The 25,310-nt window shown below is 66.9% G+C and carries 29 protein-coding genes and 1 tRNA gene; 17 read left to right on the forward strand and 13 right to left on the reverse strand.

What is annotated here, in order from left to right; all coding sequences use genetic code 11:
* Positions 1–584 (reverse strand): tRNA-dihydrouridine synthase (locus VB716_RS04885; RefSeq protein WP_323269890.1); only part of this gene is annotated, 584 nt, incomplete at its 3' end.
* Positions 585–612: 28 nt separating this feature from the next.
* On the opposite strand from VB716_RS04885, the gene VB716_RS04890 reads away from it, so the two are divergent.
* Positions 613–1,092: a DUF1823 family protein gene (locus VB716_RS04890; RefSeq protein WP_323249983.1), complete on the forward strand. Its 480-nt coding sequence runs from the start codon at positions 613–615 to the stop codon at positions 1,090–1,092.
* A gap of 54 nt (positions 1,093–1,146) precedes the next feature.
* On the opposite strand, the gene VB716_RS04895 is transcribed toward VB716_RS04890, so the two are convergent.
* Positions 1,147–1,461 (reverse strand): linear amide C-N hydrolase, encoded by a 315-nt coding sequence (locus VB716_RS04895; protein WP_323269892.1) that lies wholly within the window; start codon positions 1,459–1,461, stop codon positions 1,147–1,149.
* 204 nt (positions 1,462–1,665) lie between these two features.
* Between VB716_RS04895 and alsS the strand changes: the two genes are divergently transcribed.
* The 5 genes from alsS (at position 1,666) to VB716_RS04920 (ending at position 8,492) form a co-directional block, all read left to right on the forward strand.
* Positions 1,666–3,309: an acetolactate synthase AlsS gene (gene alsS / locus VB716_RS04900; protein WP_323269894.1), complete on the forward strand. Its 1,644-nt coding sequence runs from the start codon at positions 1,666–1,668 to the stop codon at positions 3,307–3,309.
* 13 nt (positions 3,310–3,322) lie between these two features.
* Positions 3,323–4,177: an acetolactate decarboxylase gene (gene budA / locus VB716_RS04905; protein WP_323269896.1), complete on the forward strand. Its 855-nt coding sequence runs from the start codon at positions 3,323–3,325 to the stop codon at positions 4,175–4,177.
* A 183-nt stretch (positions 4,178–4,360) separates the two neighbouring features.
* On the forward strand, positions 4,361–6,055 hold the full coding sequence (locus VB716_RS04910) for an amidohydrolase (RefSeq protein ID WP_323269898.1): 1,695 nt from the start codon (positions 4,361–4,363) through the stop codon (positions 6,053–6,055).
* Positions 6,052–6,978, forward strand: coding sequence for a GTP-binding protein (locus VB716_RS04915; protein WP_323269900.1), 927 nt, complete (start codon positions 6,052–6,054; stop codon positions 6,976–6,978). Before VB716_RS04910 ends, VB716_RS04915 begins: the two co-directional genes overlap by 4 nt.
* Entirely contained in the window at positions 6,975–8,492 is a 1,518-nt protein-coding gene (locus tag VB716_RS04920) for an MFS transporter (RefSeq protein ID WP_322757254.1), read from the forward strand. The genes VB716_RS04915 and VB716_RS04920 overlap by 4 nt, the downstream gene beginning before the upstream one ends.
* A gap of 20 nt (positions 8,493–8,512) precedes the next feature.
* Here VB716_RS04920 and VB716_RS04925 read toward each other — a convergent pair whose 3' ends face one another.
* Positions 8,513–8,896 (reverse strand): L,D-transpeptidase, encoded by a 384-nt coding sequence (locus tag VB716_RS04925; RefSeq protein ID WP_197154467.1) that lies wholly within the window; start codon positions 8,894–8,896, stop codon positions 8,513–8,515.
* A gap of 118 nt (positions 8,897–9,014) precedes the next feature.
* Between VB716_RS04925 and der the strand changes: the two genes are divergently transcribed.
* From der to proC, 6 genes are all read left to right on the forward strand, one after another.
* Complete coding sequence (der, locus tag VB716_RS04930) at positions 9,015–10,379, forward strand: ribosome biogenesis GTPase Der (protein ID WP_197154465.1); 1,365 nt, start codon at positions 9,015–9,017, stop codon at positions 10,377–10,379.
* Positions 10,380–11,336 (forward strand): energy-coupling factor transporter transmembrane protein EcfT, encoded by a 957-nt coding sequence (locus VB716_RS04935; protein ID WP_322757255.1) that lies wholly within the window; start codon positions 10,380–10,382, stop codon positions 11,334–11,336.
* Between the two features lie 22 nt (positions 11,337–11,358).
* Positions 11,359–11,625, forward strand: a complete 267-nt coding sequence (locus VB716_RS04940) for a PipX family protein (protein ID WP_197154455.1) — start codon at positions 11,359–11,361, stop codon at positions 11,623–11,625.
* A gap of 12 nt (positions 11,626–11,637) precedes the next feature.
* Positions 11,638–12,297 (forward strand): YggS family pyridoxal phosphate-dependent enzyme, encoded by a 660-nt coding sequence (locus VB716_RS04945; protein WP_322757256.1) that lies wholly within the window; start codon positions 11,638–11,640, stop codon positions 12,295–12,297.
* Positions 12,298–12,367: 70 nt separating this feature from the next.
* Positions 12,368–12,940 carry a cell division protein SepF gene (locus VB716_RS04950; RefSeq protein WP_197154444.1) on the forward strand — a complete coding sequence of 191 codons (573 nt, stop codon included), beginning with the start codon at positions 12,368–12,370 and terminating at the stop codon, positions 12,938–12,940.
* A gap of 14 nt (positions 12,941–12,954) precedes the next feature.
* A complete protein-coding gene (proC, locus tag VB716_RS04955; RefSeq protein ID WP_323269903.1) occupies positions 12,955–13,800 on the forward strand; it encodes a pyrroline-5-carboxylate reductase in 846 nt (281 codons plus the stop codon).
* 65 nt (positions 13,801–13,865) lie between these two features.
* Here proC and plsY read toward each other — a convergent pair whose 3' ends face one another.
* The 5 genes from plsY to VB716_RS04980 all read right to left on the reverse strand — a co-directional run bounded on the left by plsY (position 13,866) and on the right by VB716_RS04980 (position 18,355).
* The gene (gene plsY, locus VB716_RS04960; RefSeq protein WP_322757259.1) at positions 13,866–14,522 is read right to left on the reverse strand and encodes a glycerol-3-phosphate 1-O-acyltransferase PlsY; all 657 of its coding nucleotides are present in this window, start codon (positions 14,520–14,522) and stop codon (positions 13,866–13,868) included.
* Between the two features lie 95 nt (positions 14,523–14,617).
* Positions 14,618–15,664: a DUF3086 domain-containing protein gene (locus tag VB716_RS04965; protein WP_416223836.1), complete on the reverse strand. Its 1,047-nt coding sequence runs from the start codon at positions 15,662–15,664 to the stop codon at positions 14,618–14,620.
* 68 nt (positions 15,665–15,732) lie between these two features.
* Complete coding sequence (locus VB716_RS04970; RefSeq protein ID WP_323269905.1) at positions 15,733–16,206, reverse strand: DUF3119 family protein; 474 nt, start codon at positions 16,204–16,206, stop codon at positions 15,733–15,735.
* Entirely contained in the window at positions 16,206–16,973 is a 768-nt protein-coding gene (locus VB716_RS04975; RefSeq protein WP_322757261.1) for an ABC transporter permease, read from the reverse strand. Before VB716_RS04975 ends, VB716_RS04970 begins: the two co-directional genes overlap by 1 nt.
* Positions 16,970–18,355, reverse strand: a complete 1,386-nt coding sequence (locus VB716_RS04980; RefSeq protein WP_322757262.1) for an MFS transporter — start codon at positions 18,353–18,355, stop codon at positions 16,970–16,972. The genes VB716_RS04975 and VB716_RS04980 overlap by 4 nt, the downstream gene beginning before the upstream one ends.
* A gap of 251 nt (positions 18,356–18,606) precedes the next feature.
* Between VB716_RS04980 and VB716_RS04985 the strand changes: the two genes are divergently transcribed.
* Positions 18,607–18,677 (forward strand) — tRNA-Gly (locus tag VB716_RS04985).
* A gap of 290 nt (positions 18,678–18,967) precedes the next feature.
* Here VB716_RS04985 and VB716_RS04990 read toward each other — a convergent pair.
* The 3 genes from VB716_RS04990 to VB716_RS05000 all read right to left on the reverse strand — a co-directional run bounded on the left by VB716_RS04990 (position 18,968) and on the right by VB716_RS05000 (position 20,341).
* The gene (locus tag VB716_RS04990; RefSeq protein WP_231597823.1) at positions 18,968–19,252 is read right to left on the reverse strand and encodes a hypothetical protein; all 285 of its coding nucleotides are present in this window, start codon (positions 19,250–19,252) and stop codon (positions 18,968–18,970) included.
* A 259-nt stretch (positions 19,253–19,511) separates the two neighbouring features.
* On the reverse strand, positions 19,512–19,664 hold the full coding sequence (locus tag VB716_RS04995) for a hypothetical protein (protein ID WP_322757263.1): 153 nt from the start codon (positions 19,662–19,664) through the stop codon (positions 19,512–19,514).
* A gap of 74 nt (positions 19,665–19,738) precedes the next feature.
* Complete coding sequence (locus tag VB716_RS05000; RefSeq protein ID WP_322757264.1) at positions 19,739–20,341, reverse strand: hypothetical protein; 603 nt, start codon at positions 20,339–20,341, stop codon at positions 19,739–19,741.
* Positions 20,342–20,407: 66 nt separating this feature from the next.
* Between VB716_RS05000 and VB716_RS05005 the strand changes: the two genes are divergently transcribed.
* Complete coding sequence (locus tag VB716_RS05005) at positions 20,408–20,698, forward strand: hypothetical protein (protein ID WP_259737061.1); 291 nt, start codon at positions 20,408–20,410, stop codon at positions 20,696–20,698.
* A gap of 8 nt (positions 20,699–20,706) precedes the next feature.
* Here the strand turns inward: VB716_RS05005 and VB716_RS05010 are convergent, their stop codons facing one another.
* Entirely contained in the window at positions 20,707–21,057 is a 351-nt protein-coding gene (locus VB716_RS05010) for a hypothetical protein (protein WP_197158773.1), read from the reverse strand.
* 45 nt (positions 21,058–21,102) lie between these two features.
* Between VB716_RS05010 and VB716_RS05015 the strand changes: the two genes are divergently transcribed.
* The 3 genes from VB716_RS05015 to VB716_RS05025 all read left to right on the forward strand — a co-directional run bounded on the left by VB716_RS05015 (position 21,103) and on the right by VB716_RS05025 (position 23,633).
* Positions 21,103–21,546, forward strand: a complete 444-nt coding sequence (locus tag VB716_RS05015; protein ID WP_323269907.1) for a lysozyme inhibitor LprI family protein — start codon at positions 21,103–21,105, stop codon at positions 21,544–21,546.
* Positions 21,543–21,755: a DUF3955 domain-containing protein gene (locus VB716_RS05020; RefSeq protein WP_322757267.1), complete on the forward strand. Its 213-nt coding sequence runs from the start codon at positions 21,543–21,545 to the stop codon at positions 21,753–21,755. Before VB716_RS05015 ends, VB716_RS05020 begins: the two co-directional genes overlap by 4 nt.
* Positions 21,756–22,010: 255 nt before the next feature.
* Positions 22,011–23,633 carry a hydroxysqualene dehydroxylase gene (locus VB716_RS05025; protein WP_322757268.1) on the forward strand — a complete coding sequence of 541 codons (1,623 nt, stop codon included), beginning with the start codon at positions 22,011–22,013 and terminating at the stop codon, positions 23,631–23,633.
* 685 nt (positions 23,634–24,318) lie between these two features.
* Here VB716_RS05025 and VB716_RS05030 read toward each other — a convergent pair.
* Positions 24,319–25,170: a shikimate dehydrogenase gene (locus tag VB716_RS05030; RefSeq protein ID WP_323269909.1), complete on the reverse strand. Its 852-nt coding sequence runs from the start codon at positions 25,168–25,170 to the stop codon at positions 24,319–24,321.
* Positions 25,171–25,310 lie beyond the last annotated feature (140 nt).

A 25,310-nucleotide genomic window follows, 5' to 3' on the forward strand; every position in this document is an offset into this window, starting at 1 on the left:
TATAAGGGCAGGCCCTGCTCGCGGGGGCGGCCGTGCAGGGTGAGCAGCTGGGCGCCGCCCTGCTCGAGCTGGCGGAACAAGGCCACGGGCTCGGCGTCGCTGCCGCACCAGCCAAGCCGCGTCTTCACGGTCACGGGGATGCTCACGGCCCGGGCCACCGTGTCCACGATGCGGGCCGCCAGATCGGGTTCACGGATCAGGCCACTGCCGCCCCCCTTGCGGGCGATCTTCTTGACCGGGCAGCCCATGTTGATGTCAATCAGGAAGGCGCCGGCGGCCTCGGCCCGCCGGGCTGCGTCGGCCATGGCGGCGGGCCGGTGATCGAAGAGCTGCACCCCGATCGGCCCGCTCTCCTCGGCCAGGTCCTCCACCTTGCAGCGGCCATGGCCCAGCTCGAGGCTGGTGGCGTTCACCATCTCGGTGAACAGGAGCGCATCGGCGCACCAGCGCCGCACCAGGCCGCGGAAGATCCGGTCGCTCACCCCCGCCAGCGGCGACTGCAGCACCCGGCAGCGCAGGCTGCGCGGACTGCCGTGGCCGGGCAGCGCCAGGGGGCCGCGCAGGGGGGAGGGGGCGGTGATCATGGTGATCCGATTGTGATGCTTCAGGCCGATGGCTCCCGATCAGGCCGCCACCACACCCGTCCCCTACCCCCTCAGCCGGGCGCTGCTGGAGGCGGTGCTGGCTGATCGGCTCAGCGACCGCTTCGTGTGTGAACTGATCTGGCCGCGCCTGGGGTATGCGCCCGATGGCTCCGGCACCTGGAGCGCGGGCCCGGCTGCAAGCGATGCCTGGCGGGAGTCATTCCCGATCGAGCCCCAGTTCATCGCCCAGCGGCCGCCCGCGGTGGCACTCACCCGCTCGATTGCCAAGGAGCACAAACAGCTGCTGAAGGAGCAGCTGGGCTTTGCGGGTTATCGCATCGGCGAGCTCTACCCGCGCCGCACCCGCCGGGCGACCGCCGTGAACTGGCTGCTGGCCCATCTGGCCGAGCGCGGCGAGCCCCTGCCCGAGACCGGTCCGATGCCTGAGCTGCTGCCGGCGCCGGCTGATCCGGTGGCCGGCCATCCGGGTGATCTGCCAGTGAGATGAGCTTCCAGCTTCAGGGCTGGAGCGCGGTGATCTGCGTTTGCTGATTGAGGAGCATCACTTTGATCTTGCCACCGTCGCGGGGGAGTTGATCAAAGTTGAGACTGCGCAGGTCTGGATTGTTGTCAATGTGGTGAGGTTGGTCGGTGCTGAGCGGCTGAACAGCAACGCGCGAATCAAGCGTGAAGTGGAGAGAAAATCGCCTGGCAAGCCATGCATTCCTCCACCGCTGCTCACCGGCGGCATCAGGAGGCCGTTGACGTTCATCTCAGCTGGTGGAGATGCACGGAGATTGGCGTCATTCCCTGCCGTGGCGAGATGATAAGCAACAGGTGGATTGTTGGTGTACTCCCCGGTTGGGTTGTCCGTCATGACGGGTTCGTTGTCCCTTGATGCATCCCACCGAGAGGCTTTGACCTGTGCTGTCGTGCAGGGTCATGGATCTCGGCAGAGGGCCGCCAGGACGGCGGGATTGTGTTCAGCCTTGTCGCCCTTGCCGACTTGTAACAAGGTGACATCCGGGATTGCCCTGATGACACGCCATCGACATGCTTGGCCGATAGCCGAATGCTCAGGATGAACGGCGCCCAGGTTCTGGTGAAGCTGCTGGAGCAGCATGGGGTCACGCATGTCTTCGGGATTCCGGGTGCCAAGGTCGACAGTGTGTTTGAGGCCCTGCTCGATTCCTCGATCGAGCTGGTGCTCTGTCGGCACGAGCAGAACGCCGCCTTCATGGCCCAGGCGATGGGCCGGATCACGGGCACGGTGGGCGTCTGCCTGGCCACCTCCGGGCCTGGGGTCACCAATCTGGTGACCGGACTCGCGACCGCCACCTCCGAAGGGGATCCGGTGCTGGCCATCGGCGGGGAGGTGCCGCTCGACGATCGCTTCAAGCACACGCACCAGGCCCTCGACGGGGTGGATGTGATGCGACCGGTCACGAAATATGCCCAGTCGGCCCTCAACATTCACAGCCTGCCGGAGGTGTTCGCCAATGGCGTGCGGGCGGCCGAAAGCGGCCGGCCGGGGGCGGCGTTTCTGGGCCTGCCCAAGGATGTGGGCCTCGCCGAGTATCCGGGCGAGCTCTCCACCGGCTGGGCCCGGCCGATCCGCCAGGGGCCAGCGGCTTCAACGGAGATCCACCGGGCCGCTGAGCTGATCAATGCCAGCCGCAAGCCCCTGCTGCTGCTGGGCATGCAGGCCTCGCAGCCCTCGATGGCCGATGCCCTGCAGCGCTTTGTGCGCGGCAGCGGCCTGCCCTACTGCGCCACCTTCCAGGGGGCCGGCGCCTGGGTGGCACCGGAGCAGTTCGCCGGCCGGGTGGGTCTGTTCCGCAACCAACCGGCGGATCACCTGCTCGATGGCGCCGACTGTGTGATCACGGTGGGCTTCGATGCGGTCGAGTTCGACCCCAGCCTCTGGAACACGGGCGCATCGCGCCCGCTGGTGGTGGTCGATGCCCTGGCCCCCGATCAGGATCAGGCCTTCCTGCCCGCTGCCGAGCTGATCGGCGACATCGGTGCCAGCCTCGCGGCCCTGGCGCCGTTGCTGCAGGTGCAGGTGGATGAAAGGTTCCGCCGCTGCGGCGACCGTGCTGCCGCCGAGCTGCAGGCCACGGCCGACGAGGGCGCCCAGCTCTCCGGCACCCCCCTGCATCCGCTGCGGGTGATCCACGAGCTGCGTCAGGTGGTGACATCTGACACCACCCTGGCGCTGGATGTGGGCTCTCACTACATCTGGATGAACCGCTATTTCCCGTCCGGCCATGCCCGCCAGGTACTGGTGAGCAACGGCCAGCAGACCCTCGGGGTGGCGGTGCCCTGGGCGATGGCCACCAACCTCTGCCGGCCTGGTCAGCCGGTGATCTCGGTGTCGGGCGATGGCGGCTTTCTGTTCACGGCCACGGAGCTCGAAACGGCCACCCGCATCGGCAGCCGCTTCGTGCACCTGATCTGGAACAGCTGCAGCTACAACATGGTGGCCTTCCAGGAACAGGCCCACTACGGCCGGACCGCCGGTGTGCAACTCGGTCACTACAACGTCGAGGCCTTTGCCGAGGCCTTCGGCTGCAAGGGCTATCGCATCACCGACGCCGACCAGCTGGGCCCGGTGCTGCGGGAAGCGCTGCAGCAGAGCGTGCCGGTGCTGATCGACATTCCGATCGATTACTCCCAGAACCTGAAGCTGATGCAGGACGTGCATCAGGATTTCATCCACTGAGGGGACCGCATCGATGACCTGCCGCCCCGACTCCAGCCATCACCTCAACGTTCACCTCGGCGATGGTCTTTACGCCGCGCTGCAGGAGCGCTGCCGCCGCACCGGTGAAAGCGCCAGCCATGTGATCCGCCAGGCCCTGGCCGATGCGCTGGATCTCGAGCACCACACCATCTATCAGGTGTCCACCTCCGGTGCCCTGGTGCAGGGGGTCTATCAAGGATGCGTGCGGGTGGCTGAGGTGCTGCAGCACGGCGATTTCGGCCTGGGCACCTTCGATGGCCTCGATGGCGAGGGGATCCTGCTGGATGGCACCTGTTGGCAGGCCTGCGGCGATGGCACGGTGCGGCAGGCCCCGGCCGATGCCCTCGCCCCGTTCTGGGTGGCGACCCGCTTTTCAGCCGATCACCGCGAGGTTCTGAAGCATGTGGCCAGCTGGGGCGATCTCACCGCACGGCTCGACGGACTGCGGGACAACGCCAACCTGTTTGTGGCGATCAGTCTCCGTGGGGTGTTCGAGCGGATCCGCTACCGCGTGGCCTGCAAGGCCGAGGCCGGCGTGGATCTCGTGAGCGCCACCAGCGCCCAGGCCACGTTTGAGCTGAAGACCGTGGCCGGCACCCTGGTGGGCTTCTGGACGCCCAGCTTTGCCCGCACGATCAATGTGCCGGGCTACCACCTGCACCTGCTCAGCGACGACCACCGCCATGCGGGTCATGTGCTGGAGCTGCAGAGCCATGAGCTGAGCCTGGAGCTCCATCGCGAGAACCATCTGCAGCTGGTGCTGCCCGAAACCCCCGCGTTCCTGAACGCCGACCTCAGTGGTGATCCAGCAGCGGCCCTGGCCAGGGCCGAGGGGGATCACCGTTGAGCCAGGCATGGCCGTCGTTGTGTTGTGCTCCCTCACCGTCTTGATGGCGTCCACGATGGGATCCGGTGACCTCAGCACCGTGCTGCCATCGGTGAGGACAGGCGCCTGGGCGATGAACAGATCTCTCGGTGCGATGACTTGCGCACAGGCTCCGGTTAGCCATGGGCCAGACAACCGGGCTTCATGACCAGCACCCCCGCCGACCTGATCTTCCACGGCGGCCCCATCCTGACGATGGAGGCCTCCCAGCCCCGGGCTGAAGCGATCGCCATCGCAGACGGGAAGATCGTGGCGGTGGGAGCCAAGGATGCGGTACTGGGCCATGCCGGGCCCGCCACGCGCCAGATCGATCTGGCGGGCCGCACCCTGCTGCCGGGCTTCATCGACGCCCACGGCCACTTCGCCAATGCCCTGCAGGTGGTGGGCTGGGCCAACATTCAGCGGCCGCCGGCCGGGCCCGTCACCAGCATCGCCAGCCTGCAGCAGGTGCTGCGCGAGCACGTGGCGCGCCGTCCCGTGGGCAAGGGCGAGTGGGTGATCGCCTACGGCTACGACGTCGACGGTCTCTCCGACGGGCGCGCCCTCGACAAGGCCGATCTGGATGCGGTGTTTCCGGAGAACCCGGTGATGGTGCTCCACAACTCCAACCACGGCGCCGTGCTCAACAGCTGTGCCCTGGCCCTGGCGGGCTACGACGCCAGCACCCCCGATCCGGCCGGTGGGGTGATCGTGCGCCGGCCCGGCAGCACCGAGCCGGCTGGGCTGGTGATGGAGACGGCGTTCATTCCGCTGTTCGTGCACATGCCGCAGCCCTCGGACGACGAACGGCTGGCCCAGTTCGAGGCGGCCCAGCGGCTGTACACGTCCAAGGGCATCGCCACCGTGCAGGACGGCGCCACGGTGGCCGGCGATCTGGACCTGTTTCAGCGGGCCGCCCGTGAAGGGCACCTCTGCATCGATCTGGTGCTGCTGCCGCTGGTGCTCGAGGTGCCCGGGATGCTGCGCGAGCGCTTCCCGGAGTTTCAGGGCCAACCGCTCGAGCTGCCCCAGCCGGCGCGCGATGTCTTCGGCCCATACCGCGGTCGCCTCAAGTTCCAGGGCATCAAGCTGCTGCTCGATGGCTCACCCCAGGGCAAGACCGCCTTCTGGGGCGAGCCGCTGCTCACCCCCGGTCCCAACGGCGAGGCCCACTGGCGCGGTCAGCCGGTGTGCCCGCCCGAGCAACTGTTTGAGGCGGTGGCGCGGCTTGCGGGCCAGGGCATCCAGCTGTTTGCCCACTGCAACGGCGATGCCGCGATTGATCTGATGATCGAGGCTTGCCGAAGGGCCGGTCTCAAGCCTGAGCAGGACCACCGCACGGTGATCATTCACTCCCAGTTCATGGCGCCGGGGCAGCTGGAGCAGTACGTGGAGCTGGGGCTGCATCCCAGCTTCTTCACGGTGCATGCCTTCTTCTTCGGCGACACGCACCTCGCCAACCTGGGGCCCGAGCGGGCCGGCCGCATGAGCCCGATGGCCAGCGCCATGGCCCTGGGGCTGCACTGCTCCAACCACAACGATTTTTCGGTGACGCCGATCGAGCCGATGCGGATGGTGGAAACGGCCATGACCCGCCGCACGCGAACGGGCGTGGTGCTGGGGGAATCGGAGCGGGTAGGCGCAGAAGCGGCCCTGCGGGCCCTCACGATCGAGGCCGCCTGGCAGATCCGCGAAGAGGACAGCAAGGGCAGCCTGGCTCCGGGCAAGCGGGCCGACCTGGTGATCCTCGACGGCGATCCCACCGCCACCGTGCCGGAGCAGCTCAATGACATCGGTGTGGTGGCCACGATCAAGGACGGCGCCTGCGTGCATGGCTCCTGGGAGGGAGCCCAGCCATGAGCCCCGTCCCCACAGGAGGTTCGCCGCTGGCGCGGTTGAGCGGGGTGCCGGCCACCGTGGTGGGGGGCTACCTGGGGTCGGGCAAGACCACCTTGATCAACGGCTGGCTGCAGGCCGGCGCCTGCCAGGGCTGGGCCCTGCTGGTCAACGACCTGGGCAGTATCAACGTGGATGCCGAGCGGCTGCGCCAGGGCGATGGCCGGGTGCTGGAGCTGGGCGGCGGCTGCGTCTGCTGCACCCTGCGCGATGGCCTGGGGGCGGCCCTTGTGGAGCTGGCCCGGCGCGAGCTGCCCCCGGCCCATGTGCTGATCGAGACCAGCGGCATGGCCCTGCCCGAGCGGGTGGCCAGCCAGCTGCAGCTCCACGGCCTGGCCCTGGCGCGGGTGCTGCTGGTGGTGGATCTCGAGCGCATCGAAGCGCTCTGGCACGACCGCTGGGTGGGCGAGCTGGTGCAGCAGCAGTTCGATGGCGTCGATCTGCTGCAGTTCAGCAAGGGTGATCTGCTGCCCCCAGGCGAGGCCGAGCGCCGTCAGCAGTGGCTGCGCCAGCAGCTCGAGAGCCGCGCGCAGCATCCCGCCCCGCCGTTCCACAGCGAACGGCAGCTGGTGCGCAGTGATGCCTGGCTGCAGCTCGAGCCGCTGGAGCGCAGCCAGGTGCTGGCCTGGGCCGCCCAGCTGAGCCCCGAGCTGCTCCGCGCCAAGGGGGAGGTCTGGCTCACCGATGCCCCCGATGGCCCGGTGCGCTTCGATCGCGCCGGCGATCGGTTGACCCTGGCCACCGCGCCCAGCCGTCCCTGGAGCCACCCGCTGCAGCGGCGCGGTCACCTGGTGGCGATCAGCCGCGCCGACGCGGCGGCTCCCCGCTGGCCCTCCACCTTCTTGCAGGCAACTCCTGATCCCTCTTCCCCTTTGATCCCCGCATGAGCGACAAATCCGCAAGCGCCCTGGCGGTGCCCTTTCTGGGAGTTCTGGCCAGCCTGCAGCTGATCGATCCCACGGTGGCCAACACGGCCCTGGTGAAGGCGGGGGCGGCCTTGCACATGCAGGGCGCCACCCTGGCCCTGGCGGCCAGCATCTCCACCCTCGCCCAGGCCGCCACCGTGCTGCTGATGGGCTTTCTGGGCGATCGCCTGGGCCGTCGCAAGGTGCTGATGGGCAGCTTGCTGCTCTCGATCGCCGGGGATGGCATCGCCCTGGTGGCCCCCAGCGCGGCCCTGTTTCTGCTGGGGCGCGCCCTGGTGGGCATCGGCGTGGGCGCCGTACTCGCCCTCACCTTTGCCTCGGTCCGCTGCGTGAGCCGGCCCGACCAGCTGGGCAAGGCCCTGGGGATGTGGAACCTTCTGATCATTGCGGGCTTCATCGGCGGCTCGCTGCTGGGCGGTGTGCTGGCCGATAGCAGCTGGCGCCTGGCCCTGGGCCTGGTGCCCCTGATCGCGCTGCTATGCCTGCCGCTGGTGCCGCTGCTGCTGCCCGAAATGCCCGCCAACGCGGCCCTGCGGGCCGACTGGCCGGGCCTGGTCAGCATCGCTCTGGCGATGGTGCTGTTTCTCAGTGGGGTCAGCCATGCGGTCAGCGGGTTCACGGCGCCCCAGTTCCTCCTCCCGACCCTGGGCGGTGTGGCGGTGTTCGGCGTGCACGTGTGGATCGAGCGCCGCCGCCAGGAGCCGATCTTTCCGGTGGGGCTCTACGGCCGCGGCTGCTTTGCCGCCGCCATCGTGAGCGGGATCGCCTGGAACTTCGCTCAGGCGGTGGTGCAGCTGCAGACCAGCAACTTCTGGCAGACGGTGCAGCGCTACAGCACCAGCCAGGTGGCTCTGGCTCAGCTGCCGCTGTTGATCTGCTTTGCCGCCGGCGGTGTGGTGGCGGGCCGGCTGATGGCGCCGGGGCGTCGCACCACCCAGCTGATGGCGGGCGGCATCCTCGTTCTCGTGCTGGGGCTTGTGTTGCTGGCGGGGGTGCGTGCGGATACGCCCTACGCCTCGTTCATCCTGCCCTTGCTGCTGGTGGGTACGGGTCTGGCCTTCCTGTCGGTGCCCCAGTCGGCCCTGTTCGTACAGGAGGCGCCGCAGCGCTATTTCGGATCGGTGACCGCCTTTCGCACCACCACCGGTCAGCTGGGTTTTGCTCTGGGCTTTGCCGCCAGCGGGGCCCTGGTCAATGGCTTTGGCTTTGCCAGCCTGCGGGACCGCCTGCTCCAGCTGGGCGCCAGGCCGGAGCAGATCCCCGCGCTGGAGGCCAAGGTGCGTGCAGCCCTGAGCAGCGGCGTGCTCACCCACAGCCATGGGGCCCCGTCGAAGGCCATCGAGGTGATCACCAGCTCCTACGCCAGCGGCCTGGCGGGCACGATGCTCGTGGTGGCGCTGCTGGTCGCGTTGTTGGGGGCGATCAGCCTGCTGCTCCTGGTGATCGGCAACCAACAGCGGCAGCTGGAGACCTGAAGGCTGAGCGCGGTGCGGGTTCAGGGGCGGATCGTCACCGGCGTGCCGAGGGGGGTGTGCTCGAACAGCCAGCGGGCGTGGGGGCTGGGCACGCGCACGCAGCCGTGGCTGCGCGGCACCCCGAAGCGCTGACCGGCGGCCTCCTGCCAGGGGGCACCGTGCAGGCAGATCACCTGATCCGGTGTGACACAGAGGGCCCACGGCACATTCGGCGCCACGAAGCTGCTGCCGCGCATGGTGACGCTGCGGTGCTTGCCGTAGACCTTCCCCTCACCGGTGGGGGTCGGACTCGACGCCAGCCCGGTGCTGACCGGCACGGTGCGCAGCAGCGTGTCTGCCGCGCCGTAGGCGTAGAGCTTCTGGTCGGAGAGGTCGACCACGATCGCGGCAATCAGCTCCACCATGGGGCGTCTCCGACGGAAGGCGGAGGGCAGAGAGGGTTACTTCCTCCCTAGCCAGATCAGCCAGGCGCGCGGCCGCTCTGTAGTGTCAGGAAACGCAATGTCGTTGAGATAAGCCGCTTTGGCGCTACCCGTCGTCGCCATCATCGGGCGACCCAATGTGGGCAAGTCCACCCTCGTGAACCGCCTGTGCCGCAGCCGTGAGGCGATCGTGCACGACGAACCGGGCGTGACCCGCGATCGCACCTACCAGGAAGGCTTCTGGCGGGATCGCACCTTCCGTGTGGTCGATACCGGCGGCCTGGTATTCGACGACGACAGCGAATTCCTGCCGGAAATCCGCGAACAGGCCAACCTCGCCCTGGCGGAGGCCTCCGTTGCCGTGGTGATTGTCGACGGCAAGCAGGGGTCAACCGCTGCCGACCAGTCGATCGCCGAATGGCTCAGGGGTCAGAAGGTGCCGGTGCTGCTGGCGGTGAACAAGTGCGAATCGCCGGAAGCCGGTCTGTCGATGGCGGCGGAATTCTGGGGTCTGGGCCTGGGCGAGCCCTATCCGATCTCAGCGATCCACGGAGCCGGCACCGGCGATCTGCTTGATCGGGTGGTGGGTTTCCTGCCCCCCACCGAAGAGGTGGAAACGGAGGAACCGATCCAGCTGGCGATCATCGGCCGGCCCAATGTGGGCAAGTCGAGCCTGCTCAATGCCATCTGTGGCGAGAACCGGGCGATCGTCAGTCCGATCCGCGGCACCACCCGCGACACGATCGACACCACGATCGAACGGGAAGGCAAGGCCTGGAAAATCCTGGATACCGCAGGCATCCGCCGGCGCCGTTCGGTGAACTACGGCCCCGAGTTCTTCGGGATCAACCGCAGCTTCAAGGCGATCGAACGCTCGGATGTGTGTGTGCTGGTGATCGACGCCGAGGATGGGGTGACGGAACAGGATCAGCGCCTGGCGGGCCGGATCGAGGAGGACGGCCGCGCCTGTGTGGTGGTGGTCAACAAGTGGGATGCGATCGAGAAGGACAGCCACACCATGCCGGCGATGGAACGGGAGCTCCGGGCCAAGCTCTATTTCCTCGACTGGGCACCGATGCTGTTCACCTCCGCCCTCAGCGGCCAGCGGGTGGAAGCGATTTTTCCCCTGGCCCTGCTGGCCGTGGAACAGCACCGCCGCCGTGTCACCACCTCGGTGGTGAACGAGGTGCTGCAGGAGGCCCTCAGCTGGCGCACTCCCCCCACCAGCCGCGGCGGTCGCCAGGGGCGGCTCTATTACGGCACCCAGGTGGCCAGCCGTCCGCCCAGTTTCACCCTGTTCGTGAACGATCCCAAACTGTTCGGCGACACCTACCGCCGCTACGTGGAACGGCAGATCCGTGAAGGGCTGGGCTTCGAGGGCTCACCGATCCGCCTGTTCTGGCGCGGCAAGCAACAGCGCGATGCCGAGAAGGAGCTGGCGCGCCAGCAGAGCCGCAGCCGCTGAGTGGACTGGCTGCGGCAGATGCCGATCGGCCAGTACGTGGCCGACGACGACTCCCCGACGGAGAGAGGAACCGGCAGCTGGCTGAAGCGGCTGGATCCGCGCCTCAAGCTCGGCTGGACCGTGGCGTTCCTGGTGACGCCGATCCTGGCCGGCCCGATCTGGCGCCTGGGCCTGGTCGCCCTGTTACTGCTGATCACGGCGGTGTGCGGCCTTCCCTGGCGCCTGTGGCGCCGCAGCCTGCCGCTGCTGCTCGCCCTGGCTCTGTTCGTGGGGGTGCTGGCCTCTCTGCTGCCGGCCGGATCGGCTCCAGCGGCCCCCCTGCAGCGCCCTCCGGACGAAGTACGTCTCGAGCCGGGTCCACCGGGCAGTCCCGCCCCCAGCCGCTCCGGCCAGCGCTGGGAGCTGGTCCACTGGGGGCCGGTCCAGCTGGGCCCCCTTCCCCTGGGACCGCTGGTGATCAGCCGTCGCTCGGCCGAGCTGGGCCTCAACGGTGCCACCCTGCTGTTCACCCTGATCCACAGCGCCAACCTGCTGCTGCTCAGCACCAGCCCAGAGGCACTGGTCTGGGCGATCGGCTGGTTCCTCAAGCCCCTGGCCTCCCTGGGCTGGCCGGTGGACCGGCTCGGCTTCACCCTGCTGCTGTCGCTGCGCTTCCTGCCTCTGGTGCAGGAGGAGTTGCAGAACCTGCTGCGCTCAATCTCCACCCGGGCGGTGAACCTCAGGCAGCTCGGCTGGAAGGGAAGCCTGGCGCTGGTGCTGGCCGTGGGAGAGCGCCTGCTGGCCAATGTGCTGCTGCGGGCCGAACAGGGGGCCGAGGCCCTGCTGGCCCGGGGCGGCCACTGGCTGGCGCCTGACCGATTGCACCAGCCTCCGGCTTCGCTCGGCAGCGCCACCGTGGTCGGCGGAATCGCTCTGGTGGCCCTGCTGCTGCTGCGCTGGCAGGTCGGTGCTCTTTAATGGCGCCAGTCCAACGGACGACGTGAGCGCAGAGCGTTATCTCAACCACCCCACCTTCGGGATGCTCTACCGGGTCGCACCGACCGGTGAGAACTGCGATCTCTATGCGACCCTCTACGCCCAGAGAATCTTCTTTCTGGTGACGCTGCAGCCGCGTGGCGCCAACTTTGAGGTGATCCCGCTGATGGATGCCCGCCACTACGCCGAGCAGAATCTGGCCCGCTCCCGCCGGGAAGGCCCCGAAGTGCACGCCCGCTGGCGCCAGCTGTTCGATCAGACCTTCATCTGAAATCCCCTGGTCATGACAGCGGCAGGGTTGGCCGGACGACTCACGCAGATCCGCCAGCAGCTGCCCTCCTCCACCCAGCTGCTGGCCGTGAGCAAAGGCCAGCCCAGCGAGCAGATCCGGGCAGCGGTGGCCGCCGGCCAGCGCAGCTTCGGTGAAAGTCGGCTGCAGGAGGCCATCACCAAGCAGGAGGAGCTCGCCGATCTTTCAGGGCTGGCGCCGCCCCTCGACTGGCACTTCATCGGGCGCCTGCAGGCCAACAAGGCCCGTGGGGTGCTGCGCCGGTTCGGCACGATCCACTCGGTCGACAGCCTGGGCCTGGCCGAGCGCCTGGCCCGCATTGCCGGCGAGGAGGGCCTCAGCCCAGCGGTGTTCTTTCAGGTGAAGCTGCGGCCCGATCCGAGCAAGACCGGCTTCGAGCCGGAGGAGCTGCGGGAGGCCTGGCCGTGGCTGCAGCCCCTGGCTCCGCTGCGCCCGCTGGGGTTGATGACGATCGCTCCCCAGGGCCTGGAGGCCGCGGATCGGCAGGCCCTGTTCCAGGACTGCGCGAACCTGGCGGCAGACCTGAATCTGGGGCAACTCTCGATGGGGATGAGCGGCGACTGGCGGGAGGCTGTGGCCGCCGGAAGCACCTGGGTGAGGCTCGGCAGCACCCTGTTTGGGCACCGCCCCTGAGGGGAAGCGCTTGCAACCGTTCTCATGGGACGCTATTGAGGTGCCAAGCATCACAACAGAGGCCCCATCCGTGTCGTTGTTCTCCCGCCTGCGTGCCGTCGTTTCCGGTGATGACTATCTCGACGGCGAGTACGACGACGATCTCGACTATGACGCCGGCGACGTGAACGCCACGACAAGCACCAGCAGCAGCACCCGTTCCAGCAGCAGCACCAGCGCCTTGGCCCTGACCAGCGATTTCAACGCCGAGGATCCCTTCGGCGGGACCAATGTGATCGGCATGCCGGGCCTCTCCTCCTCGGCTGCGGAGGTCAGCCTGATGGAGCCCCGCAGCTTCGATGAGATGCCGCGCGCCATCCAGGCGCTGCGCGAGCGCAAGACCGTGATCCTCAACCTCACGATGATGGAGCCGGATCAGGCCCAGCGCGCCGTTGACTTCGTGGCCGGTGGCACCTTCGCCATCGACGGTCACCAGGAACGGGTCGGGGAGAGCATCTTCCTGTTCGCCCCGTCCTGCGTCACCGTCACCACCACCGGTGGGGAGGAGTCGTCGTCTCCGACGGTGGTGAGCAGCCGCGATCATGCCGCTGAGACGGAGGCCGCGCCCAGCCCCGCCTGGGGACGGCAGGATGTGGGTCTCTGATCCCACCCTCCGGCTTGAGCTCCGCTGAATCCCCCCACTTCGGCGTGGTCGGCCTGGGCCGCATGGCCCAGGCCTTGCTGTTTCCCCTGATCGAGAGTGGCCAGCTGGCCCCCGCCGACGTGCGGGCGGCCGTGGGCAGTGCGGCCTCAGCCGAGCGCCTCAGCCAAGGCCACGGACTGGCAGTGAGCACCGATCCCGCCGAGGCCTGGGCAGCGCCGGTGGTGTTGCTGGCCGTGAAGCCCCAGCAACTGCAGCAGGCGGCCACTGCAGCGGCCGGTGTGGCCGGCGCAGGCGGTGCAGCTGGGCAAGGCCTGCTGATCTCCGTGCTGGCGGGCGTGACCCTGGAGCGGCTGCAGCGCCTGTTTCCTCATCGGGTCTGCGTGCGTGCCGTTCCCAACACCCCCTGCCTGGTCCGCCAAGGTCTCACCGGCCTGGCCTGGGGTGGGGGATCTGGGGGCTCCACGCCGCAGCCCACGCCACAGCAACGCCAGCTGGTGCAGGACCTGTTCGAGCGGGTGGGCGATGTGATGGAGCTGCCCGAGAGCCAGCTCGATGCCTTCCTGGCGCTGACCTCCTCGGGGCCGGCCTTTGTGGCCCTGATCGCCGAGGCCATGGCCGATGGAGCCGTGGCTGCAGGCCTGCCGAGGGTGCTGGCCCATCACCTGGCACACCGCACCCTGGCCGGCACCGCAGCCCTGCTGCACGAGCAGGAGCTCCATCCGGGCCAGCTCAAGGACATGGTCAGCAGCCCGGGCGGCACCACCATCGCCGGGCTGCGGGAACTGGAGCGGGCCGGAGCCCGATCGGCCTTGATCGAGGCGGTTGTGGCCGCGGCCGAGCGCAGCCGGGCTCTGGCCTGAGCAGGCCTCAGGAGCTCCGGATGACTGGAGAAGCCCTCAGGAGCTGCGGATCACTGGAGAAGCCCTCAGGGGCGCGGTTGGCCCAGCCGTGGCTCCGTACCGGCCAGCAGGCGCCGGATGTTGCTGCGATGGCGCCAGACCACCAGCAGGGTGGTGATCACGGCGAGGGCGAGGTAGGGAAGCCGCAGGCCCATGCCGTTGCCCGCAAACCAGCCGAGCATCAACAGGGGCAGGGAGAGGGCCGCCACCACGCTGGAGAGGGAGACGATGCGGCTGATGGTCAGCACCGTCAGGAAGATCCCGAAGCAGGCCAGACCCACCGGCCAGGTCAGGCCGATCAGCATGCCCAGCCCGGTGGCCACGGCCTTGCCCCCTTTCCAACTCAGCCAGACCGGCCAGATGTGCCCGGCCAGGGCCGCCAGACCGGCCGCCACCACACCGCTGTCGATCAACCAGGCGCCGCTGCCGAGCGGTTCGCCCAGGGGCTCGAGCACGGCCCGTGCCAGCACCACGGCCGCGATGCCCTTGCCCACATCCAGCAGGAACACCGCCAGGGCCGGGCCCTTGCCCACCTCGCGCAACACGTTGGTGGCGCCGGTGGAGCCGGAGCCGTGCTGCCGCAGATCGATGCCGCGCAGCCAGCGACCGGCCAGATAGCCGAAGGGGAGGGACCCCAGCAGATATCCGGCCAGCAGCACGATCAGGGGGAGCAGCAGGGGCATGGGGCAGGACGCCGCAAACGACCGCTGCGAGCTTGCCGCAACGCAGGACCAGGACCCTTGAGCTCTGCTCAGTCGCAGCTCAGTGCGGCACAGCCCTAGTAGGTGAGCTCGTCATCAACCAGTTCACCGGGACCGGCCGCGAAGGCGAGCCAGAGGGGGAACTGCAGGATCGGCACCTCCACCACCCGTTCGGCCGCATCGATCACGATGAAGGGCAGTTCGCCCCGCTCCTCCAGCCGGTCAGCCCGCTCGATCAGGGCATCGGCCCGCTCGAACAGCACGATGCCGCTGTTGGGGCCGAAGTCTTCCCGTCCGAGGCCGAGGCAGTCCTGCAGACCCCGGCGCCATTCACCCAGCCGCTCGGGTTGGCCTGCCAGCACCAGGGTCTGGAAGCGTTCGCCGTACAGCTCCCCGAGGATCGACACCGCCGCACCGGCGATCAAGGCATTGCGGCTGCGGCTGCCGGCACTGGCCTGGGCGCCGCGGCCGCCCTGATTCAGGAACCAGTCCTCCAGCAGGGCGGCCTGTGCAGGCTCGAGGGTGCGACGCAGGGTCCACGGATCCGCGTAGAAATCAGGCTGGCCGCTGTAGCGGTCCAATCGGGAGCGAATCAGGGCGTCGTCCTGGCTGAACAGGCCCGCCGCTGCCACAGGCGCCGCTGCAGGGGCTTCCGGAGTAGCTGATGCAGCGGCCACCTGATCGAGGGGTGAGGGCTGCACCACCAGGGGCTGGGCCACCAGTTCCACCTGCTCGGCCGCCACCACCAGATCCTGCAGGGCCCCCACCAGGTAGTCCTGAAAACCCTTGAGCCGGCGGGCGATCGCATCCGACTGGCCACTGAAGCTGCTGCCGATCTCGCGCTGGATCTGCTCCCGGCGCCGCTCCAGCAGGCGGATCTCCTCTTCGAGGCCGCTGCGGCGTTCGGTCAGATCCTGAAGCGCCAGGGTCAGCAGGGTCTCCCGGGTTTCGTCCAGGGGCTCCGGCTCCCCAGCCACCGATGTCTCCTGGCCCGCTGCAGGCTCGTCGATGCCCATCCCCTCTCCTGTCTGATTCTGCTCAGGAGCTTCGGGGCTTTCCGCTGGAGAGAGCGGAACGCCGTCGAGCGGGGTGGGCGAATCGGGCAGCGAGCGGCTCTCAGTCATCAGGCCAGGATTTCAGAGGCAGGGAATGGAACCCGCGGGGGCGGAGCGGTGGACGTGGCGACTTTGGCTCAGGCGTCGCCAGCGGACGTCTCCGGCGACAGATGCGGAAGATGGCGACGCAACTGCTCAGCCAGGGCCTCGGCCTCGAACAACATCGGCAGCAGGTGGATGCTGCGCTGCTCCCGGAAATAGAAGATCACCGGGACCGGAGGCCAGTACAGCCGCCAGGCGATCCACTCGGCATAGGGGAAGCGGCGGATGCAGGTCGAACCGCGCCACACCAGCAGCTCGGCAGGGGCGAACTGCAACCGCAACAGTGCCGTCTGCAGGGCCAGTACCAGGCCAAACAGCGCCACCGCCACCGTCACCCAGAGGACACCGCCCCAGAGGGGCTGCAGGGCCAGCAGGGCGATGCCCAGGACCACCACGCCGGCCGATACCCAGTAGCGCGGGGCCAGAACGGTGCCGATGGCGGGATCAGGACCGCTGCTGGCGGGATCGTCGATCACCGGTGGTTCCGAGGGACTTGGTGCTGACGCCATTATCCGAACAGCACCTGGGTGAGCACCACGTCCATCAGCGCCACGGTCACCAGGATCATCACCACCGCGCCGGTGGTGCTGGTGCCCACTTCCTTGGGACCGCCGCTGGTGGTCAGACCCCAACCGCAGGCGAGCACGGCGATCTGCAGCCCGAACACCACGGCCTTGATCAGCATCGAGGGCAGATCGTTCGGCTCCATCCAGGTGCGGACGGAGTTCCAGAACACCGTGGGAGGAATGCTGTAGAGCAGGGCGCTGCTCACCTGCCCGGACCAGATCGCCACGCCGAAGAACAGCAGGCACTGCACCGGCGCCATGATCACCATGGCCAGCACCCTTGGAACCACCAGGTATTCGACCGGGTCGGTGCGCAGCATCGTGATCGCGTCGATCTGTTCGGTCACCTTCATGGTGCCCAGCTGGGCGGCAAAGGCGGTGGCCACCTTGCCGGTGAGCAGCATGGCGGTGAGCAGAGGCGCGATCTCCCGCGACATGCCCAGGGCCAGCAGGCCCCCCACCGTGGCTCCGGCCCCCTGGCGAGACAGCTCCGCCGCCACCTGGATGTTGAACACGGTGCCGGCGGCCAGGCCGGTGATCAGCACGATCAGGAAACTGCCCGGGCCGGCCTCCTGCAATTCCATCAGCAGATCGTTGAAACCGATCCGCCCGCGGGCGATCGCCGCCAGGGCCTGGCCGCCGATCATGCAGCTCGCTCCCAAGCGCCGCAACCAGCGGGGCGCAAGCCAACGCCTGGTCAGGAGCCTCATCGGCCAACCCCGCCATCGGCCATCAGGCGATGGGCACCGCGCTCCGGCCAGCGGCGCATCACCACCAGGCCCAGCACGATCAGCACCGCAGGGATGATACCCATGCAGAGGCGGATGGCGGTGAGGGCACTGCCGGGCTGGTCGACACCACGGGCGGCCACGTAGCCGCTGAGGCTCATCAGATTGCCGAAGAAGAAGAGGGCAAGGCTGATGCAGATCTTCTGGGCCAGCACCATCCAGGCGCTGTACTGGCCTGCGGGCTTCTCCGGATCGGCATCGATCGCGTCAGGCAACAGCGCCCAGGGAATCAGATAGGCCGTGGCGGCCCCCAGGCCCGCCGTGATGATCGCCAGCACCAGCAGGGACAGACGCAACAGATTGGAGGCGGAGCCGGTGGGCTGGATGGCGGCATCGAGGGCCGGCAAGAGCATGGCCATCAGGCAGCCGATGATCCACAGGGCACTGCCCCACTGCAGGGCCTTCACCCGGCCCCAGCGGTTCGAAACACCGTTCCAGATCCACAGACCGAGCAGGGAACTGACGATGAAGGGCAGCAGGATCCAGTTGCTCCAGCCCTCAGGCAGGCCCATCACCACCGGCAGGTACAGGAGGGCGGCGGTCTGCATCAGCTGCAGCGCGCACCAGAGCAGCAGGTAGAGGCCAAGCACGCGCAGAAACCGGCCGTTCTGGCGCACGCGGCGCAGCAACCGACGCGTGGTGCCGCGACGCGACTCCGGCTTCTGGCAATGCAGCGCGGCCGGTGCGATCCCCCAGCCGCAGAGCAAGGTGGTGAGGCTGATGATGCCGCCGGAGATCATCCCCACCCGCCAGTAGCTGCTGGGATCGGAATGGTTGGCCAGCAGCAGGCCGCCCAGTACGAGCCCGATCAGGCTGGCGATGATCGATCCGGTGAAACGCAGGGTGTTGAGCCGCGTGCGCAGGCTGACCTTGGCGGTGAGCTCAGCCGCCAGGGCGGCGTAGGGCAGGTTGACGCAGGTGTAGAGGGTGTTGGCCACCACCGAGATCAACACGAAGATGGCAAAGCGCTGCCAGGGGCCTCCTGGTGGCAGCCACCACATCAGGGCCATCGCGACCCCGAGCGGCACGGCGCTCCAGAGAATCCAGGGAAGGCGCGGACCGGAGCGCGACCGGGTCTTGTCGCTCAGCCAGCCCACCAGGGGATCGTTGATGGCATCCCAGAGCCGCGCCAGCATCAGCACCAGCCCTGCCATCCAGGCCGGCAGGCCCGCAGCCGAGGTGTAGAAAATGAACAGGTAGAAGCCGATCAATGAGGCCGCCATGCCTGTGCCGGCATCGCCGATGCCGTAGGCCAGCAGCATGCGTTGACGGGGCCAGCCCACCAGATCGTCTGCGTCGCTCACCGGACGCCCCCCGGTGGTGGCGACGTCAGGGCGCGACTGGTGGGGTGGGGAGCTGGAATCGCGCACTCGGCCCTGGACGGCACGCAGGCCATAATGCAGCAGTCGAACGAGGGGCTCACCCCAAGGTCGGCACACCAGCGCAGGACCCAGCTTTACGGCCCAGCCGGGAGCTCAGGTGCGCTGACATCCCCACCGTGACACCCGGCGCCAGCCATCGGTGGCCTTCGGGACACGGGAACGGATGTACTGCTGCGGGCGTAGTTTAGTGGTAAAACCTCAGCCTTCCAAGCTGATGATGCGGGTTCGATTCCCGCCGCCCGCTTCCTGTTCTCAATAGGGTTTTTCGGTTCAAAGCCCTTGCTGCGACTGGCGTTAGGGCTTCCAGCCTTGGCCAGCGCCTGTTTGGCGGTGCCAGTCTGTGAGATGAAGCATCTCACCAAACGTCTCACATGCCGGCGGCCCGTGATTGGGAGGTGACGATCAGGGGCGTCGTGTCTCAAGCCCTGTCCCAAAGGGGCTGCCGCAGGGGCTGGAGCCGGATGCCTGCGTTGCCCGGATGCCCCGGGTTGAGGAGCGAGGCGCTGATCAGGATGTAGGCCTCCGATTAGGGGATCAGGCCAGGGCGGCCGCGCCAGGCATCGAGGTGGTGCGCCGCTCCCGGCTCCTGGGGACTGGGATGCGTTGATTGCAGCCTTCCGGGAGCACAAGCTGATCCGTGGCGCGATCAAGCCGTCCACCTGGCACCGGGTCTCCCGGCACCACAGGAACCACCTGCTCGGTGCCGTCGCTGTGGGGACCCCGCCGCAAGACCTCGACGATGCGATTCCGCAGCCGTTCTTGGATCCCCTCAGGCAGGTGACCGATCCGGCGTTTCACCGGCGCCTGCGACAAGGTCACCAGCCTGGTAATGCGTACCCGGGATGACATCTTCAGGCCTCACAGTGCGAGAGCTGATGAACATCAGCAGCGCATCGCCGTGACGCCCACCCACCGCCAGAAGCAGCACACTGGTCTACCAAGGCTAAGCCCGTTGAACCGAGGAGCCCGCTTGTCCCCCCTCGGCCAATGGGCCTCGGTAACAGGTGATGCCAGCGCCGCGATGGGTCATGGCCACCACCACCAGCAGCGACCAGAAGGAGCTGCTCGAGCCAAGCCCTTACGGCGACGGCCCCCACCAGGCAAGCCCGGCTACCGCCACGGCCGGGAAGGCGGCTCTACGGCTGAGATGCTGGCGAAATTCAGCCAGCAGGCCTGGATAGGCGGCGGTCTTTGGGGTGGCGTTCTCGAAAGCCCCCAGCCCGATGTCCATCCCGATTCCATGGGCAGCTGCAAAGGCCAGGGCAGAGAACCCGGCCAGGGCAAAGCAGGCGCAGGCGCGATCCCTTATTCACCATCCCCCAGGAAGATCAGCGAATCCCGGTTCACCCACAGCACCCGGCCGCTCTGGCCGGGGTAGCCCACCCGGCACCAGGTGCCCTGGCTGTTTGAGGTGCACGCCAGCTTGTCGAGCGTTTCCCCCGACACCCCCATCCCCGCGATCGCGGCACCGTAGTTGGGGTTGGCGTACAGGGTCACCGTGGGCTGACCATGGCCGCTGAGTTTCACCTTGCTGTGGGCCTGGTGATCCACGGCCGCTGCGGGCCGACTCTTGACGTTGGAGACGGCGATTCGGTTGCCATCGCCGTTCTGCTCGCTGAGCGTGAAGCTGTGGTGGCCGCTCATCAGCCAGATGCGGCCCTGTTCATCACGCATGCGGCGGTTGTCGGTGGTGGGTGGACCGGCCGGCACGAAGCGATAGATGGCACTGCCGCTGAAGCTGATCTCAAATCCCCCGTTACCCCAGGGCTTCACCTGACAGGTCTGCTTGCTGTCGTTCATCCAGCAGTCCAGCGTCTGGGCGGCCGTGGCAGGACGCACCAGGGAGGCCCCGGCGATGACAACACTCGCGCTGACAGCAGCGATGGCGAGGAAGCGGCGATGGAGCATGCGGGAGCAAAGGAAAGTCCATCGATTATCCAGGTGGGTGTAGCAATCCCCCGCCACCAGCAGGCCATGACACACCCGGACATCACGGCACTGGAGGCCCTCAGCCGCGACTACAGCGAGACGCCCCGGCGGGTGCTGTTTGTGCTGGGTTCCGGGAAGAGCCCAGCGGTGGAGGTGTTTGAGGCTGCAGCGCAGCAGCGCTCCACCAGCATCGATCCCCAGCACCTGGCGGAGATGGCCGCCGGCAGGCGCCGCTCGCTGACGCTCTGCACCCCGATGCAGATGGTGCCTGAGATCGTGCGCTCGCTTGCCCACAGCAATGTGGCCGTGTACCAGGTGCAGCTGCTGGAGGAATGAGCCCAGACTCACTCCATCGTGCGCACGGGGGTGGTGCACCAACGGCTGCGGCCGATGCCGGCAGCACTCTGGAAGCGATCGTCGCGGAAGTCCGCTCGGCCGGTTCTGGGCTCAATGCGGGCCACCCGCCAGAGCTCCTGCTCGCAGTTGATCGTGACGGTGATGCGGGTGCCGTCGGTGGCGTTGATCCGCACGAAGCGCACACCGTCGTAGAGGCCCAGGGGCTGGCCGCCCGCTGCCTGAAGCAGCACCGCCAGGTTGCTGCCTGCCGGGGCTGCCCATGCGGCAGCCGGGTGGCTGACAAGGCAGCCGGCGATGGCCGTGAGCAGCAGGGGGAGCCGGGGGAGCAGGCTGGTCATGGGGAAGAGGCGCGGCGACTCGGAACAGCAGCATCCAGCATGACAATGTGTCTGGGGAAAATGCGTCTGGAGAAAAGCCTCACGATGCGCACCTGTCTCCACCTGCTGCTGGCCGTCTCCCTGGTGCCGCTGCCGGCACCAGCAGCGGAGGTCTGCACCCCATCAGAAAGCACCGTGGCCGAAACCCGCTGCGTGATGGAAGCCCTCCAAGCCAAGGATCGGGAGCTGGAGAAGGCCCTGGTGCGGGTGGCCAGCGAGGCCAGGCAAGTGCCCAGCGAAACCTTCCAGACGCTCTGGCGCGACAACCTCACCGGCTTCTACAAGACGAGTGCCGACCCAAACGAGCAGGCGCGTGCTTTCCGAGCCGAACGCCGCAAGGTGTGCGCCTACGCCAAGTCGGTGAGCTTCCAGGGGACGGGCTACGGCATCTTCACGACGCGCTGTGAGCTGGCGCTCACCCAGACCCTGCTGGAGCAGCTGCGGCCATGAAACGCACGCTCATCCGCCTATCGCTGTTGCTGCTCGCTGGTTCAATGGCCTGCTGGGTCGCCTATCGGCTGATCGGCGTACATGTAGATGCAGATGGCATCCTGCGGGAGGCCTTTCCTCTGATCCCTATCGGTTATGTTCTGGGCTTAGGTGGCGTTGGGGCTGGGATCGCTGGCCTGCTGTGGAGAGAGCCAGCAAAGCGCCGGTAAGGCTCAGGACCGAGCCACTTCCGAACGCTGCTCCTGAATGGCAGGCAATGACTATCTGGCACGAGAAGTGAGCTTGTGGTGGTCTGTCCACTCAAGGGAAATGTCAGCCATGCCGCTACACAGCAAACAGAGGGGGCATGGGCTGATGAGCGCAACCGAACGAGATCGCACCAATGCGATCAGTGTGCGACTGACAGGCGAGCTCCATCACTCTTTGAGTAACTTGCAAAAGATGAGCCGACGTTCGTAGCAGCCATGCCAGACGAGACCATGCCCGGCGGAAGACCATCCCATGTCGTCGTCATCGGAGCCGGATGGGCTGGTTGGGGCGCAGCCAAGGCACTCTGTGAAGCCGGTCTTCGTGTCAGCTTGATTGATGGGATGCCCGATCCAACAGGCAGCCAACCAATCACAACCAAAAGCGGCAAACCGTTCGAGGCAGGCACCAGAGGTTTTTGGAAAGACTATCCCAACATCAATGCCCTGACCGATGAACTCGGCGTTGGTGATATCTTCACTGACTTCACAACCAGTGCCTTCTGGTCGCCCGATGGGTTAGAAGCAACAGCGCCTGTCTTTGGAGAGTCACCCCAATGGCCAAGTCCGCTTGGCCAGATGGTGGCAACAATCACCAACTTCACACGACTTCCCATTCAAGACCGGCTCAGCATCGCAGGGCTTCTCTATGCAATGCTTGACCTCTATCGCAGCGACAGGATTTTCCAGCAGTACGACGACCTCGATGCGCAATCACTCTTTGTCAAGCTCGGCATCAGCGATCGGCTCATCAATGAGTTCTTGCGTCCCACCTTGCTGGTTGGTTTGTTCAAGCCACCCGAAGAGCTTTCGGCCGCGGTCACCATGGAGCTCCTCTATTACTACGCCCTGGCCCACCAAGACTCATTTGATGTCCGTTGGATCAAGTCGAAAAGCATCGCCGAACATCTGTTTGCGCCTCTCAGTCGAAGGCTGATCTCCCGCCATCATCTGCAGGTCCTTGGGGGAACGTTGGTCAGACGGGTGACGATGTCGTCTGACACGCGGCGTGTCAGCTCGGTTGAGGTTAAGAACGTGGCAACCAATACAGTTCGGGTGATTGACGAGGTGGATGCTGTGGTCTTGGCCGTTGGTGCAAAAGGGCTCAAGTCTCTGATGGCTGAATCTCCTGAACTCAGCAAGGCAGCACCAGAGCTTGTTAGCGCTGCTTCGCTTGGTTCCATCGATGTCGTGTCAGCACGTCTATGGCTGGATCGTTCTATTCCAATCGCTTACCCAGCCAACGTGTTTTCCCGCTTCGAATCACTGAAGGGCTCTGGGGGCACTTTTTTCATGCTGGATCAGCTGCACAAGGATGCGCAACAGGCTCTCTGGGGTGATGAGCAGCCCCAGGGCTCAGTGGTCGCCAGCGACTTTTACAACGCATCGGCTATCGCAGCGATGAGCGATCAAGAGATCATCGATCGGCTCACGCGTGACCTGCTCCCCATCGCTCATCCTGAATTCACCAATGCCAGGGTGGTTGATTCCGAGGTGCGGCGCTATCCGGGCTCGGTGTCGCTCTTTTCTCCGGGCAGTTTCAGAAAACGGCCACCCTTGGAAACCTCAGTGGAGTCGATCGTCTGCGCTGGCGACTGGGTGCGGATGGGCGACAAAGAACATGGAGCCAAGGGATTGTGTCAGGAACGAGCCTATGTGTGCGGGCTGGAGGCAGGGAACTCCCTGATCAGGCGCAAGATTGTCAACGGTGCCGATCACGCGCATCCCGTTCTCCCAATTCGGGCAGACGAGCCACAAGTGGTTCTAGGCCGTGCTCTCAACAAGCTCGTGATGGATCCAATCGAAGCCCTTGGTCTGAAACTGCCGTGGTTCAACTCCTAACGAGTGCTGGACTGACGGCCGACCGCATTCAGGGCCCTCTCGCTGGGGGTGCCCCGCTCGTGCAGCATCGGCTCGATGCGGAAGTTGAGGTCACTCACAATCTTGTATTGCCGCCTGGGTTCCCGTGTCCACACCAGCAAGGCGGCCGGCGGTCTCCAGGGAGCTCCAATGGGGCAAAACGTCTGAAATCGGGCCTTCTGAGTCGCTGAAACGCTGAAAACCAGTTCGAACGAAGCGCGATCAAGCTCTCAGGAAGACAAAACGCGGCTTTTCAGCCGGTTTTTCTGCAAACTCTTGCTCTGCCGACGCCCTATTCAAGAAAGCGGCCGCTCCCCTGAACATGGAGAGGCCTTGCGCTTGTGTCTCGCATGTCCCGCCTTCGTCTCGGGTGCTGGCGGCACGACGAGCATGCTCCCGGGGCGCCCCCGGCCCCGGCCGGCAGGGAGTCTGCCTGATTGGTGGCTCAGCCTTCCTCACCAACCAAGGGTCATTGTCGAAGGCCCCGTCGTCGTTGGGAACTCTGCGCAAGCCAGTTGGCATCCGGTGACCTGTGCAGAGTTGAATCTCGCCACCACGCCACCCACTGGCCAGCGTGGGCTGGCCAGTGGGTGCCTGGGTGCGATCACGACTTGGACCGGAGAAGCGACCCGGATGAGCAAACATCCGCCAATGCCGGCAAGGGCCGTCAATGCTCCCCGAGCGCATCGGCCACGGCCTGTTGGAACACCACTTCCTCGGGCGTGATGCCCGTCCAACGCTCAAAAATCTGCATGGCCAGCTGGACCAGCATCTCCACCCCGTCGACAATCGGACAGCCGCGCTCCCGGGCGGTGGCCAGGAAGGGAGTGAGACGCGGATTGGTGATCACATCCACCACTGTGCAGGAGCGATCGACCGAATCCCAGAGCAGCGGCACCGGCTCCCGCTGGGGCGCGCAACCGAGATGGGTGGCATTCATCAGCATGGTGGTGCCCGGCGGCAGGCTCACCTTGCCCTGCCAGGGCTGCCAGTCGGTGGGGACGCCGGAGGCCCTGCGCACCAGCTCAGCCACTTCACGCCCCTGTTCCTCACGGCGGGTGACCAAGGTGAGATGGGCTGCGCCAGCCCAGGCGAGTTCCACAGCCATCGCGCGACCAGCACCACCGGCTCCCAGCATCACCACCCGAGCTCCCTGCAGCGGAGAGACCTTCTCGATCGCCTTGACCAGCCCCTTGCCATCATTGTTATGGCCGATCAGACGGCCCGATTCGATGGTGAGGTAGTTGGCGGCACCGATGGCGCGCACATCGTCGTCGACCTCATCCAGCAGTGGAATCACCGCCACCTTGTAGGGAACCGTGATCCCGATACCCCGATAGCCCAGGGGGCGCAGCGCCGCCACAGCCAGGGCGAGATCCTGCATGTTGCCGATGTCACTCTTCAAAAACTGCCAGCTGAGGCCGTAGTGGGCGTAGACGGCATCGAACATCCGGTCGATCGGGTTTTCCGCCACCGGGTGGCCGAGCATCCCGGTGATCTGTTTCTGGGCTGGGATCATCAACCGCAGGCAAAGAATCCCATCTTGGCCGAACCTGGACATCGCGGCCTGGGCCCCTGCCGCATCATCCTGATGGCACGGCCACTCGGCGGCGGCATGATGCATCGGGCCGATCGGTTGATCAGCCCATCAAGGCAGAT

The organism is Synechococcus sp. CCY9201 (assembly GCF_034931105.1).
Taxonomy (GTDB): domain Bacteria; phylum Cyanobacteriota; class Cyanobacteriia; order PCC-6307; family Cyanobiaceae; genus CBW1002.